11 protein-coding genes are annotated in these 13,156 nt (G+C 59.8%); 4 read left to right on the top strand and 7 right to left on the bottom strand.

What is annotated here, in order from left to right:
- Nucleotides 1-128: 128 nt before the first annotated feature.
- The 4 genes from ABD837_RS02255 (at nucleotide 129) to ABD837_RS02240 (ending at nucleotide 4,619) form a co-directional block, all read left to right on the top strand.
- Nucleotides 129-803, top strand: a complete 675-nt coding sequence (locus tag ABD837_RS02255) for a protein-L-isoaspartate(D-aspartate) O-methyltransferase (RefSeq protein ID WP_345049773.1) — start codon at nucleotides 129-131, stop codon at nucleotides 801-803.
- A 155-nt stretch (nucleotides 804-958) separates the two neighbouring features.
- Complete coding sequence (locus ABD837_RS02250) at nucleotides 959-3,160, top strand: M43 family zinc metalloprotease (RefSeq protein ID WP_345049770.1); 2,202 nt, start codon at nucleotides 959-961, stop codon at nucleotides 3,158-3,160.
- A 157-nt stretch (nucleotides 3,161-3,317) separates the two neighbouring features.
- Complete coding sequence (locus ABD837_RS02245; protein ID WP_345049768.1) at nucleotides 3,318-3,833, top strand: acyl-CoA thioesterase; 516 nt, start codon at nucleotides 3,318-3,320, stop codon at nucleotides 3,831-3,833.
- A gap of 48 nt (nucleotides 3,834-3,881) precedes the next feature.
- Nucleotides 3,882-4,619 (top strand): hypothetical protein, encoded by a 738-nt coding sequence (locus ABD837_RS02240; protein ID WP_345049765.1) that lies wholly within the window; start codon nucleotides 3,882-3,884, stop codon nucleotides 4,617-4,619.
- A gap of 69 nt (nucleotides 4,620-4,688) precedes the next feature.
- Here ABD837_RS02240 and ABD837_RS02235 read toward each other — a convergent pair whose 3' ends face one another.
- The 7 genes from ABD837_RS02235 to ABD837_RS02205 all read right to left on the bottom strand — a co-directional run bounded on the left by ABD837_RS02235 (nucleotide 4,689) and on the right by ABD837_RS02205 (nucleotide 13,038).
- On the bottom strand, nucleotides 4,689-5,801 hold the full coding sequence (locus ABD837_RS02235; RefSeq protein ID WP_345049764.1) for a redoxin domain-containing protein: 1,113 nt from the start codon (nucleotides 5,799-5,801) through the stop codon (nucleotides 4,689-4,691).
- Nucleotides 5,802-5,902: 101 nt separating this feature from the next.
- On the bottom strand, nucleotides 5,903-6,982 hold the full coding sequence (locus ABD837_RS02230; protein WP_345049762.1) for a redoxin domain-containing protein: 1,080 nt from the start codon (nucleotides 6,980-6,982) through the stop codon (nucleotides 5,903-5,905).
- 142 nt (nucleotides 6,983-7,124) lie between these two features.
- On the bottom strand, nucleotides 7,125-8,582 hold the full coding sequence (gene gatB, locus ABD837_RS02225; RefSeq protein WP_345049760.1) for an Asp-tRNA(Asn)/Glu-tRNA(Gln) amidotransferase subunit GatB: 1,458 nt from the start codon (nucleotides 8,580-8,582) through the stop codon (nucleotides 7,125-7,127).
- Between the two features lie 92 nt (nucleotides 8,583-8,674).
- On the bottom strand, nucleotides 8,675-9,685 hold the full coding sequence (locus ABD837_RS02220; protein WP_345049757.1) for a hypothetical protein: 1,011 nt from the start codon (nucleotides 9,683-9,685) through the stop codon (nucleotides 8,675-8,677).
- A gap of 146 nt (nucleotides 9,686-9,831) precedes the next feature.
- Nucleotides 9,832-10,992, bottom strand: coding sequence for an FAD-dependent monooxygenase (locus tag ABD837_RS02215; protein ID WP_345049755.1), 1,161 nt, complete (start codon nucleotides 10,990-10,992; stop codon nucleotides 9,832-9,834).
- Nucleotides 10,993-11,299: 307 nt separating this feature from the next.
- Nucleotides 11,300-12,073, bottom strand: a complete 774-nt coding sequence (locus ABD837_RS02210) for an energy transducer TonB (RefSeq protein ID WP_345049754.1) — start codon at nucleotides 12,071-12,073, stop codon at nucleotides 11,300-11,302.
- 38 nt (nucleotides 12,074-12,111) lie between these two features.
- Complete coding sequence (locus ABD837_RS02205; protein WP_345049751.1) at nucleotides 12,112-13,038, bottom strand: SPFH domain-containing protein; 927 nt, start codon at nucleotides 13,036-13,038, stop codon at nucleotides 12,112-12,114.
- Between the last annotated feature and the right edge of the window lie 118 nt (nucleotides 13,039-13,156).

The following is a 13,156-nucleotide window of genomic DNA, read 5'->3' as shown; positions in this document are numbered from 1 at the left end:
TGGGTAGTAATTTCGCGGGCAGTGGCGGCCCACCGCGGCGGGCAAAGGTAGGGGCAACGCGTAGTTGTTGGCGCTGTTGGCCCGGGCCAGGCCGGTTTTGCTGCCGCTGCCGTCCCTCCTTTCCTTACATGACCGGAATCACTTCCCCACTTCACGATACGTACCGGCATCAGGGCCAGCGCCGCGCCCTGGCCCGCGAGCTACGCCAGCGCGGCATTGCCGACGAACGCGTGCTGGCCGCCCTGGCCGCCGTGCCGCGCCACCTGTTCTTCGAGCCCGCCTTCGAGGCCCACGCCTACCAGGACAAGGCCTTCCCCATTGGCGAGGGCCAGACGATTTCGCAGCCCTACACCGTGGCTTACCAAACCCAGCTGCTGGGCGTGCAGCCCGGGCACCGCATCCTCGAAGTAGGCACCGGCTCGGGCTACCAGTGCGCCGTGCTGCTGCGTCTCACTGCGCACGTCGATAGCATCGAATTCAACGAAGTACTGTTTGCCCGCACGCAGCAGCGACTGGCGGCCCTGGGAGCTGGCGGGGCCACGCTGTACTGCGGCGATGGCTCGGTGGGCCTACCCGGCCGCGCTCCCTTCGACGGCATTCTTGTTACGGCCGGGGCCCCGGGACTGCCACCGGCGCTGCTGCGGCAGCTGCGCGTGGGCGGCCGGCTGGTGATTCCGGTGGGCGATGCGCAATCGCAGCGCATGGTGCGCGTGACGCGCGAAGGCCCCGAAAGCTTCGTTCGCGAGGAGTTTGAAACCTTCCGATTTGTGCCGCTACTTGGGGCAAGCGGCTGGCGGAGCTAAGGGTGGAACACATTCGCGGGTAAAGGGGTTGGCCAGAGTAGCTTAATCATCCTGATTCGATAAAATATCGATAAATTTGATGGCTGCCCTGTGCGCTTATGTCCCGGCTTCGCCTGGCTTCTGAATCCATCACCTCATTCTCCCCCATTTAATCCATGTTGAAAAAACCTTTACGCAAGGTTCTGGCCCTGGCGCTTGCCTTGTTGTCGGTTTCGGCCAATGCCCAAACTATGCCCGGTGACCGTACTAGCAGTTGGTGTGGCTCGACGGCCGTGCAGGAGGCGTATTTCGCCCAGCACCCGGGTGCACGCGAGGCTCAGCAGGCACTATTGGAGCGTCTCGAAGTTCAGGAGCGGACTCTGGCCCGTGGTGGAGTTGCTGCACGCACGCCCGATATTACGATTCCAGTTGTAGTCCACGTTATTCACTCCGGTGGGAATGACAACATCAGTGACCGGCAAATTAACAGCGCCATCGACCAACTGAACATTGACTACCAGAAAATGAACGCCGACACGATTAACACCGTGTCAGACTTTGTCAACATCGCGGCCTATGTAGGTTTTCGCTTCAAGCTTGCCAAAAAAGACCCCAGCGGCAACTGTACTACCGGCATCACGCGGCATTACGCTCCAACGCTGGTTAACGATAACCTCACGGGAGCATTGCAGGCCCTTTCGTATTGGAACCCCGCCCACTACCTCAACATTTGGGTGGTTGGCAGCATCGGCGCTGTTTCGAGCGGCGGTACCACACTGGGCTATTCCTATGTGCCGCCTAGCATCCAGACCGGGCGCGATGGCTTTGTAGTGCGCAACGACTATTTCGGTAATCAAGGTACGAGTTCTGTCAACCGCGCCTTACTCCGCACGGCCACCCACGAGATTGGCCACTATCTGGGACTGCTGCATACTTTTGGTAACACCAACAACCCAGGTGGCGGCAACTGCTCCGGTACTGATAACGTCGTTGACACGCCACCTACCGACGGTACATTCACTTGTGACAAAACGTATTCGCCCTGCGGCCAGCTCGCCAACGTGCAGAACTTCATGGACTACGCCTCCTGCCCCACCATGTTCACGGAAGGGCAAAAAGCTCGTATGCGCAGTATCTTGACCCAGTACCGGCCGAACCTGGCCACGGCCGCCAACTTGGTGGCCAGCGGCACCGACGACAGCTACCAAGCCCCCGACTGCGCCCCCATTGCCCGCTTTGCGGTAGCTCCCGGCACCAGCGCCAACGTGTGCGTGAACTCGACGGTAACCCTGCGCGACTATTCCTACAACTACTCGGCCGGTGGCGGCCCGCTTACCTACACGTGGTCGATGCCCGGCGGTAACCCCTCCACGGCCACCGGCCCGTCGGTTACAGTTACTTATCCGAATGCTGGTTTTTATACGGTGACGGAGACGGTGAGCAATAGCTCCGGCAGCAACACAATAACGCAGACCAACTACATTCAGGTGGAAGGCCCGGGCGGCGGCGAAACGGCCCCGTTTGCCGAGTCGTTCGAGAATGCCAGCTTCCCTAATCTGTACACTGCGCCTACCCTGCGCAACTACCAAACCTTTGGCACCACTGCCGCCGGGGCGTTGTCGCCTTCCTATACCTGGACGCGGCAGGTAGCTTCGGGTAGCGCCGTAGCGGCTAATGGCAATGCCTTTCTGATGGTGGCCAACCGCTCGTTCCCGGCCGGGCTCATCACCACGCTCATCACGCCCAACATCAGCTTGTCGGGCCAGCCCAATACGGCAGTTGTGCGCTTCGCTCGCGCCTATGCACTGCGCTACACCAATTCTACCGACCAGCTGCGGGTGTCCTTTAGCATCGATTGCGGCCTCACCTGGTCGTCGCCGACCATACTCGACGCATTAGCTCTCAGTACGAAAGGGTCTGCTCCCATTGATGCTTTCTCGCCCACTACGGCCACCGACTGGCAGGATTTGAGCGTGCCTATTCCCGTGGCTTTCCAGGGCAGCGGCACCTTCAAAATCCGGTTCCAAATGGTGAATGGCACGCAGCCGGGCAACAATTTCTATTTTGATAACCTACGTGTGAGCATTGGGCTGCCCACCAAGGCCGAAACCCTGGCCAGCCGCGGCATCAGCCTCTATCCGAACCCCCTTACCAACGAAACGGCCCTGCACCTCAACCTGGCTGCTTCCTCCGAAGTGCAGGTAAGCCTCACCGATGTGGTGGGCCGGGAAGTGCTGCGCCTGCCCGCCAAAACCCTCGCGGTGGGCCAGCAGACGCTGTCGCTCCAGCCGGCTGCCCACGCATTGCGTGCGGGCGTGTACGTGGTGCGCATCACGCTCAACGGCGAAACATTTAGCAGCAAGCTCAGCGTGGAATAAGCGCGTAGCTACTTAACAGAAAGCCCTGTTCCATTCCGGAACGGGGCTTTTTTTTGGAGGCTGCTGCCCGGGCGTACCTTTGCAGCCATGGGCCCGCCGTGGCCCGTTTTGCAACCCGGGTTCCTGACTCTGCCCGACATTTCTTATTCCATCCCTCATGCGCAAGCAAAAGCCCGTTTCCGATTCGTTTGTCATCATGACCGAGTTGGTGCTCCCCAACGATACCAACACCCTCCACAACCTGATGGGGGGCCGCATGATGCACCTGATGGACATTGCTGCCGCCATTTCGGCCCAAAAGCACTCCAACCGCATCGTGGTCACGGCCTCGGTCGACAATGTATCATTTCGCGACAGCATCAAGCTCGGCAATGTGGTAACGCTGCAGGCCCAGGTGACGCGGGCTTTCAGCTCCAGCATGGAAGTGCACATCGACGTGTGGGCGGAGGATATTCCGAGCGGGACCAAGATGAAAACCAACGAGGCCTTCTTCACCTTTGTGGCCGTCGACCAGTCGGGCCGGCCCATTGACGTGGCTGAAGCCGTACCCGAAACCCAGGATGAAATCAAGCTCTTCGAGGGGGCATTGCGCCGCCGCCAGCTACGATTAGTTCTGGCTGGCCGCATGCAGCCTGACGAAGCCCAGGAGCTGAAAGCTCTGTTTGCAATTTAGGATTGCAACTGCCTACGCGTTATTTTTTTACTGCTAATTGCTATTGCCATGTCGGCCGAAAAACTGGCGTTTCTGCAAAATTTCTACACCGGTGTCACGCTCTACGTGCCCGCTGAACCGGAGGCCCCGGCAGCCGCCCGTCCAGCCGCAACCGTAGCGCCAGACCAGCCCGTGGCAACACTGGCCGCTGCTAAGCCTGCTACCCCAGCCCCCGAACCGCGCACGAGCAGCATGCCCAGTACCGGCTTCAGCAAGCCCTCGGCGGGACTAGAGCGGCTTACCAGCAGCATTCTGTCGCCGCCAGTTGCCTCGGTGGCAAATCCAGCCCTTGTTCCCCCTGCAGCGACGTCAGCGCTGGCCACTGACCCGGCGGTGCCGCCGGTAATGCTCACGCCTTTCACCACGTTGGGCAGCAACGCGGCCGGCGCGGTGTTGCTGTGCCGCTTGCCGCGCGAGCAGTTTGTGCGCCTGCACCGCAACGTATTCCTGAACAAGATGCTCCAGGCGCTGGGCTTCGTTATGGAAGACGTGATGCTGGTGAACGTGGAAAGCGAGTTGCCAGTGGCATTGGTCAACCTGCGCCAGCAGCTCGATGCCACGCACATCATTGCCTTTGGCAAAAACCTGCTCGACGTCACCATTCGCAACACGCAGATTTACGAGCCGGTGCTCTTCCCCAGCCTTAACCTCTCCTACCTGGCCTCGGCAACCATCGACCTGGTCGAATACGACGTGAGCCTGAAAAAACGCCTCTGGCCGGGCTTACAGGCCATGTTTTTACGCTAATAGCAATTCAAACAAAAAGGCCCGTCGGAATTCCGACGGGCCTTTTTGTTTGAATAGAAGTCTGGCAGATTACTTGAGCACTTCGGCCAGCTTGGCGGACAACGCTTCGCCGCGCAGGTTTTTGGCCACGATGCGGCCCTGCGGGTCGATGAGAAACGACTGCGGAATGGCTTTCACGCCGTAGGCCGCGCCGCCCGCACTGCTCCAACCGGCCAGGTCCGAAACGTGGTGCCACGTCAGGCCATCCGCCTCGATGGCCTTAAGCCACTTGGTTTTGTCCTGGTCGAGCGACACCGAATAGATGGTGAAGCCTTTGTCCTTAAACCTATTATAGGCTCGCACTACGTTCGGGTTTTCCTGGCGGCAGGGGCCACACCAGCTGGCCCAGAAATCGATTAGCACATACTTTCCACGCAGGCTACTGAGGGCCAAGGTCTTGCCCTCGGGGGTGGCCAGATTAATTTCCGGTGCCATCGCGCCCTGGGCAGTTACGCGCATGGGCTCGAGGCGAGCTGTGAGCTCCTTGGTGAAGGGCGAACTGGGGTTGGCCTTGCGCTGTACGGCAGCCACTGAATCGGCAAACTGGAATTCATCGTCGGGATTCAGGAATGCGCCCACGGCAAAGGCACTGACCACTGAAGTCGCGTTCTTCCGAATCAGGCCCTTGAGCTTTGCATTGTTGCGGCCCTGAACGACAAAATATTCCTTCTCGATGGCCTTCATCTCGTCGGTTTTGCCGGCCTGGCCAGCGGCGTTGTAGCGCTTGCCCAGGTCTTCGAGCTGGCTTTTGCTGCCATCCATCACCTGGGTTAGCTGGCGCAACACTTCGGCGTCCTTGCTGCCCTTCACGGTGTAGGTGGCGGGCAGGCTTTTGGCGTCGCCGCTTACCTGCACGTGGGTTTTATTGTCGAGAAACAGCAGCACCTGGTTGCCTTCGTCCACTTTCAGTTGGTAGATGCCGGGGGTCAGGGCCGTGCCTTTCAGATTAAATTTTCCGTCGGCGTCGGTCTTGCCCTGGGTTTTCTCAACGAACTGGTTGCCGGTGAGCTCACCCAAATGCAGCACGGTGCCCGCAGGCGCGTTTTTCAGTTGGCCGGCCACTTCGTAGCCATCGGCAGCAACGGCGTTCTGGCAGGCTCCGGCGAGGCCCAGCACAGCGGCGGCCACAAGGGGAAGTTTCATGAGTTGGTTCATTGGGTAATGATGGGTGGCCGGGAGGCCGGATTCGAAGAACACAGACCGAGGCCGAAATGGTTTGCCCTAGCTACTGCCTGCGGCGAAAGCTATTGCAGGCGCTTGCCCAATTCCTTGCTCAGCTCTTTGCCGCGCAGGTTTTTGGCCACAATGTGCCCGGTGGGGTCTACCAGCCAGCTATTGGGAATGGCAACTACTTTATAGGTTTTAGCGGCCGGGCTCTGCCAGCCCACCAAGTCCGACACGTGCGTCCAGGGCAGGCCGTCCTGCTGCACGGCTTGCAGCCACTTGGCGCGGTTGTCGTCGAGCGACACGGCATACACCGTGAAGCCGGCGCCCTTGCCCTTAAACTCGTCGTAGGTAGCGCGCACGTTGGGGTTTTCGGCGCGGCAGGGCTTGCACCAACTGGCCCAGAAGTCGAGCAGCACGTACTGCCCGCGTAGGCTACTGAGCTTCACGGTGGCGCCTTCGGCGGTAGTCAGAGTCAGGTCGGGGGCCAGTGCACCTACCGCCAGCGCCTCCTGGCCGTTCATGCTTTCGCGCAGCAGCGGCAGGTAAGGCGAGCCCGGGTGCAGCTTCTCGAGGCGCGGCAGCAAAGTCCCGACATAGGCTTGCTGGCTGGCTTGCATCCGCAGATATTTATGGGCCAGGTAGGGCGCCAGATACGAAGCTTGGTTTTCCTCGAGCAGACTCTTAAAGTTTGCCAGTTGCTTGTCATCGCCCGGCACTTCCTTAAATCCCAGCAGAAAATAGGGTAACAACTTTTCCATTAGCGCCTGCTCGGGAGACGTGCTGAGTAGCAGCGAGATGTTTCCTTCTTTCTCCTTTTTCTGACTGGCTTTAGCACTTACGGTTGCGTTATTATCGAGCGCCACCGGGTTCATATACCGCTGCTGACCTACACGCAGCATGTACACCGAAGGCACCGCCACTGTCCCGTGCAACTTAAACCGGCCGCTGGCATCAGCCTGGGCCGAATCGAGTACCTCATTCTTTTTGGCGGGCAGCATGTTGCCCACTGGCAGCAGGTAGATTTTCTGGCCCGCCAGCAAGGCGCTTTGGCCCTGAATGGTGTAGCCCGGCGTGGTAGTCGGGGCCGTTTGGGCATGCGCGGCGACGGCCGAGGCCGCCAGCAAAAGCCCACCTAAGAGAATACGAACAGGAAGCATAGGTGCAGAAATGGATTGGAAAGGGAAATATGGTTAGAAACTCGTCATTCCGAAGAAAGAGGAATATGAGAATCTGCCGTTGCAGGCTTTGCCCAAATTTCTCCTTCGTCGGAATGACAATACTTCTTCAAAAACAAAAGGCTTACCCGTCGAGGCCGGCGCGCAGGAGCTGGTTGGCCAGCTTGGGGTCGGCTTTGCCGCCGGTCAGCTTCATGAGCTCGCCCATGAACATGCCGGTCAGCGACTTTTTGCCGGCGCGGTATTCGGCAACTTTGGCGGGGTTGGCATCGAGCACCTGCTGCACCAGGCTGGCCAGCTCGCCGTTGTCGGCTTGCGTGAGCAGGCCCAGGCTTTCGGCCGCGCCAGTGGCGTTGGCCGTCGGGTGGTCTAGCAAATGCGGAAACAGCTGCTTGCTGGCCACCGAGTAGTTCAACTTGCCCGCATCAATCAGCTCGATAATGCCGGCCAGTTGGGCGGCGTCGAGGGGGAAGTCAGCCATCGTGAGGGCGCGCTCGTTCAGGTACGATTTCACGGGGCCCATCACCCAGTTGGCCGCCGCTTTGGCATTGGGCGTGAGGCGCGCGAGGTCGTCGAAGAACAGCGCTACTTCCTTCTGGTCGATGAGCACCGAGGCGTCGTAGGCGCTCAGGCCCAGCTCGCCGGTGAAGCGCGAGTAGAGCTGCTCGGGCAACGCCGGCAGCTCAGCCGCTATGCGGTGCAGCCACTCGTCCGAAATCACCAGCGGCGGCAGGTCAGGCTCGGGAAAGTAGCGGTAGTCGTTCAGGGTTTCCTTGCTGCGCTGGCCGTTGGTGGTGCCCGTGGTCGCGTCGAAGCCACGGGTTTCGCTGTCGACTTCGCCGCCGGCTTCGATGATGTTAATCTGACGCTCGATTTCGTAGGCAATGGCGCGCTGCACGTTGCGGAAGGAGTTCATGTTCTTCACTTCCACCTTCATGCCGAACTGCGCGGCCCCGTGCAGCATCACCGACACGTTGGCATCGCAGCGCAACGAGCCTTCCTCCATGTTGCCGTCGCAGATGCCGAGGTATTCCACTAGCTTCTTGATTTCGGTGAGGTAGGCATAGGCCTCCTCGCCAGTGCGGATGTCGGGCTCGCTTACAATTTCGATGAGCGGCACGCCGGCGCGGTTTAAATCGACGAGGGTTTCGGTTTCGCCGGCCAGGTGCATGCTCTTGCCCGCGTCCTCCTCCATGTGGATACGGGTGATGCCCACGTGCTTGGTGCTGCCGTCGGGCAGGCGCACGTCGAGGTGGCCGTCGTAGCAAATCGGGGTTTTGTCCTGGGTAATCTGGTAGCCCTTGGGCAGGTCGGGGTAAAAGTAGTTTTTGCGGGCAAACAGGTTGTCGCGCCGAATCTGGCAGTTGGTGGCCAGACCCATTTTCATGGCAAACTCCACGGCCGTGCGGTTCACCTTGGGCAGCGTGCCGGGGTGGCCAAGCGTGATAACGGAGAGGTTAGTGTTGGGGGCCACGCCGTACTCGTTCTCGTCGGCCGAGTACATTTTGCTGTGCGTGAGCAGCTGGGCGTGAACTTCCAGGCCGATAACGGGCTGGTATTTGGCAAGGGTGGCTTCGTCCATAGCGGGTAAAAAAGCGGAGTAATGGGGCTTTCTGCGCCTAAAGGTACGGCGCCCGGCCAAGGTGGCCCAGCCCCAGCCGGAGCAGCCCGCTCCTACCGCGGATGCGAGCCGGTCATATCGGGCGAATTGCGCTTGAGGAAGGATTTCCCCACGTCATTAAACTCCTCATTCGCAGCATTGGCCCGCTCAATAAACTCGCGAAACAGGCGGTTCAGCTCATCCAGCTCGGGCTGGCTCAACTGGCTGAGCCGGTTCAGGCGCTCCCCAATGGGCAGCAGGGCGCCGGTAAATTCGCTCCGCATGCGGGTGGTATAGTCGCGCCCGGCCTCCCGAAAGCTATTGTCAAGTCCCAGTTCGTCGTGACCGGTGGCCAGCTCGTTGAGAGCAATTCTGGCTTCGGCCACCGCCTGCCGACGCAACTTCTCAAAGCCCGCCCCATCGCGGGCCGAAAGTGCTTCAAAAATGGGGTCCATGGCCTGATGCACGCGCAGGTACGAAAGGTACACCTGGGTGTAATCGTGGTACAGCGCGTTGATGCGCTGGGTGCCGTACAGCCAGAGGTCCGTCATTTTGCTCACCTCGTTCCGCAAACTGTTGGCGACGGCCAGCGAATTGCGCGCGGCTTCCAGACTATCCAGCACCCCAGTAGTGCGCGTGCGGGCTGCGGCATTGGCATCGTAATAGGCCCGGCGGGCCACCAGGCTGTTGTTGCGGTATTCAAACAAGTCGTTTACGCGCTGGTATTCGCCGGTTTGCAGGGCGGCCAGCCGGCTGGCCAGCCGTTGCGCGTCGGCCACTTCGGCGTATTGCCCGGGCTGCTCGGCCAGTTTCGCTAACCGAGCCACGGCGTTGCGCGAATTGCTTACTAAACTCTCGCGGCTTTTTTCAAGGTCGGCCCGGCTCTCGGCGTTGCTGCTGCGGGAAAGATAAATCAGGTTCATCTTCAGCAAATCAAGCTCGATGCGCCCCAGTGCCCGTTCGGTCGCCACCACGTCGAGCGGTTTCTGCGCACTGACCGGTGTGGCCTGAAGCAGTAGCAGGCCAGCCAGCGCGGTAACCACCTGCCAGTAGCCGGCTAATTGGCGGAAAGGAACGGACACCATTTTCTAGAGCGAATGAGCGTGTAAAGGTTTGGGCATCCGGTAATTTACGGGAATAAAGCCCTACTCCCTGGGTTTTACCTAGGCCGCGGCGAAATGCACCCAGCCAGCATCCTACAGCTTGCCTGGCGCACCCGGGAGTTGCTCTTTTATTCGTCCGAGCCTTCGCCTTGATACAAAAAGGCCATTTGCCTGGCGCTAACTGACGCAGGCGTTTGCCGCAGCACGGCATCGCGCACGCTAGTCAGCAAGGGGTTCTCCAGTTGCCCAATGCGGCCCATGAGCCATGACTGCTCCACAATTCGGGTGGTACGGGGGCGGCGCCTGGCCTCAAACGCTTGGAATGCGGCGTTAATGTTGGTGGGGTGCAGGTGCAGGCTTCTGGCCAATGCCAGCGCATCTTCTATGGCCTGTCCTGCCCCTTGGCCCATGTTGGGCGTGGTGGCGTGGGCCGCATCGCCGAGGAGCAGCACCCGCCCGAAAGCAAAGTTGCGCAGCGGTTTAAGGTCGAGAATGTCGTTCCAAAGCAGTTGGGCATCGGTGGTTAGGGCCAGTAGTTCGGGCACTGGCTGGGGCATGGCAGCAAATTGCCGCTGCAAATCGGCCACCCGGAAGTCCCGGAATCTGGGGTTGTTGGGCTCAGGGCTGTTCAGGCAAGCAAACCAGTAAACCTGCCCATTCGCCAGGGGCACGTACCCAAAGCGGCCGGCCTTGCCACCCCATATCTCGGCCGATTTACCCGCCGGTAGCTGCAGGCTTTCGGCCTGGAGCACGGCCCGCCAGCACGTGTAACCGGCGTAGCGCGGCTGGCTGTTGGGCAGCAGCTGCAGCCGTACCTGCGAGCGCAGCCCGTCGGCCGCAATGAGCGCCGCCGCCTGGGCGCTACTGCCATCGGCAAAGTGCGCGGTTACGGCTTCGGGGCTTTCACTAAAATGCGTAAAAGCCTTGCCAAGCTGCAAGGTGCCGGGCGGCAACGTATCCAGCAGCACGCGTTGTAGCGTGGCCCGGTGTATAGCGAGGTTGTCAAACCCTATCAGTTTGGTGAACGCCTGGGTGTCGGCGGCATTCAGCACCTCGCCGCGCTGCCCCAGCAACGATATTGACGTAACGGGATGGCCCGCTGACCGCACCGCATCGTGCAACCCCAGGTGGTGTAGCACGTGCATGGCATTTGCGCCCAGCACCACTCCCGCCCCTACTTCTTTTATCGTTTCGGCCCGCTCAAATACCTGCACCTGATGGCCCACGTTGAGCAAGGCGTGAGCGGTTGAGAGGCCGCCAATACCAGCTCCAATGATAGCGAAATTCATCCTCAAATGTAGCGGCCCCAAGGGTAAACAGCCCAGCTCAAAGGCATGATTCAATTCATACAGATTAGTCGCGCAGTACCCAGGATAGTCGATTAACCAGTTCTACTGCATGCGTGGCAGCGGACTATTAGCTGCAAGGCAGCAGCTGCACCTACCCTGTGCACATCTGAAATCTGACCATTTGAAGCACAACCAGCCAGCCTACAAACCGATGATGAGCTTATGCTCAACTTCTATAAACCAAAAGAGATGCAGCACACCGTGCCTGCATCTCTTTTGGTTGCTTTGGCTAGCCTGTACAAATGGCTCAGCGGGTGACGGGTGGGATGAAGTCGACGCCCAGGGTATAAAAGGACTCGACGGGTTCCCCATCCACTAGCTGCGGCGAGAAGGTGCCGCGCAAGCCTTCTACTACACGTAAGGCTTCGCGGTCGTAAACCGGCCCCAGGCCCTTGTAAATCCGGATTTCCCGCACTTTCCCATCTACCCCAATGGCACAAGCTACCACCACCTGCCCCAGCAGCAGGGTTTCCCCACGCGGAAGCGCCGGGTAGCGCGTGTCGTGCCGCACCTGGCGTTCCAGTATCGGAGTGCCGAATTGATATTCGGCATACACCTTGCCGGCGCTGTTTTCCAACGGGCAATCGCCGGGCTGGCCGTTTAAGGAGAAGCACATTTTGCTTTTTTCCTGGCCCTGCTTGTAAATCGCCAGCTGCTGAATGGTGCCCCCGGGGAAATAGGTTACCGCCTGGCCCTCAAGCTGGCCGGCGCGGTAGGTACGCCGGCCCCTCAGCTCGCCGCTGGCCGCCCAGCGCAAGGCTACCCCTTCGCGAATTTTGGTCTCCGTGTCGGAGTACGGCACCTCTTCCAGCAGAACCCGGTTGGCGTTGTAAATGCGCTGAATAACCCCGCCCTTCGACGCAGGCGTCGTCACAATCAGGCGCACCGCTCCTGCCCGCGACCGCAACGGTTGGGCACTCGCGTTGTAAAACGCTGTGTCGGCAGCCAACTGAGGAGGCCGGGTAAGCACCGGTGTGGCGGCCAACCCGAAAGCAAAAAGAAACGGAACGACGAAAGGCATCTGGCTAACTTCTGAATGCGTTTGAAAGCAGCAACCTCCTACTTCTGCGGCTTGTGCAGTTGCTGCATGGCCATCATCTGCTCCAGGTTTTTGCTCATGCCCTCGTTCGAGCCGTCGAGGAAGATGACGTTGCCCTGCCCCTGCTCGGCGAAGTGCTTGATGGCTTCGGTCCACATCGAGAAATACACCAGCGAGGGGTCGAGGTGGTTATCGGTCACCTGCTGCACCGCCAGCGCCAAGCCCTTCGTGACTTCTTCGCGGAACAGGGCCACGCCTTGGCCGCGCAGCTGTGCTGCGATTTTCTCGGCTTCGGCCGCAATTTTGATGGCGTTGCCTTCGGCTTCGGCCGCTTTGGTTTTGGTGATGAGCAGGGCTTGGCCTTCGTTTTCAGCGGCCGCTTTCAGGTTGTTCGAAGCCACTACTTTGGCCATCGAGCGCATAATCTCCTCGTCGAAGGCAATGTCGTTGAGCTGCAAATCAATCAGGTGGTAGCCCCAGCCTTCGAGCGTGGAGTCGAGCTGCTCCTTCACGTGCAGCACGATTTCGCCGCGCAGGCTCAGCACGGCGGCCTGGCGCTGGGTAGCCACGAAGGCCCGGATGCTGCCTTCTACGGTGCGCACCAGGGCCTGCATCAGGCTGGCCTCGTTCACAAACTTGAAGGCCACGTTCTTGATGGCTTCTTCGCTCTGGTCGAAGGCCGCGTACACCAGCATGGCCTTGAAGTTGACGTTGGCCTGGTCGATGGTAATAGCCTGGAAATTCAGCTCCAACGAGCGGTTCTGGATGGAAATCCGCTTGTAAATCGTTTCAATGAACGGCAGCTTAAAATTGAGCCCCGGCATCATTATTCGGCGGTATTTGCCGAAAGCCGTGACCACGGCAACGTTGCCCTGAGGCACAATTACGAAGCACAGAAAGAGGGCCAGTGCCAGCAGCAGCACCACCACTAGTAAGAAAGTGGACATGAGAATTAGCAGGAAAAAGGTGGAAGAGAGCCGAAATGTCGGTTAAAAAAGCTCAACAATGCGCAGGCTGCTGTTTTTAGTCATTATATCGCCGGCTGGCACCGGGCATTACAACCAG

Origin of the sequence: Hymenobacter glaciei (assembly GCF_039539585.1) — a bacterium.
Classification (GTDB): domain Bacteria; phylum Bacteroidota; class Bacteroidia; order Cytophagales; family Hymenobacteraceae; genus Hymenobacter; species Hymenobacter glaciei.
The sequence above is the reverse complement of the archived record's forward strand: the minus strand, read 5'-3'. Positions and strand labels throughout refer to the sequence as shown.

Coding starts and splice junctions, on each gene's coding strand:
- ABD837_RS02220 (WP_345049757.1), bottom strand. CDS start 9,685: ATGGTGTCCGTTCCTTTCCGCCAATTAGCCGGCTACTGGCAGGTGGTT.
- ABD837_RS02235 (WP_345049764.1), bottom strand. CDS start 5,801: ATGAAACTTCCCCTTGTGGCCGCCGCTGTGCTGGGCCTCGCCGGAGCC.
- ABD837_RS02230 (WP_345049762.1), bottom strand. CDS start 6,982: ATGCTTCCTGTTCGTATTCTCTTAGGTGGGCTTTTGCTGGCGGCCTCG.
- ABD837_RS02205 (WP_345049751.1), bottom strand. CDS start 13,038: ATGTCCACTTTCTTACTAGTGGTGGTGCTGCTGCTGGCACTGGCCCTC.
- ABD837_RS02245 (WP_345049768.1), top strand. CDS start 3,318: ATGCGCAAGCAAAAGCCCGTTTCCGATTCGTTTGTCATCATGACCGAG.
- ABD837_RS02255 (WP_345049773.1), top strand. CDS start 129: ATGACCGGAATCACTTCCCCACTTCACGATACGTACCGGCATCAGGGC.
- ABD837_RS02210 (WP_345049754.1), bottom strand. CDS start 12,073: ATGCCTTTCGTCGTTCCGTTTCTTTTTGCTTTCGGGTTGGCCGCCACA.
- ABD837_RS02240 (WP_345049765.1), top strand. CDS start 3,882: ATGTCGGCCGAAAAACTGGCGTTTCTGCAAAATTTCTACACCGGTGTC.
- ABD837_RS02250 (WP_345049770.1), top strand. CDS start 959: ATGTTGAAAAAACCTTTACGCAAGGTTCTGGCCCTGGCGCTTGCCTTG.
- ABD837_RS02215 (WP_345049755.1), bottom strand. CDS start 10,992: ATGAATTTCGCTATCATTGGAGCTGGTATTGGCGGCCTCTCAACCGCT.
- gatB (WP_345049760.1), bottom strand. CDS start 8,582: ATGGACGAAGCCACCCTTGCCAAATACCAGCCCGTTATCGGCCTGGAA.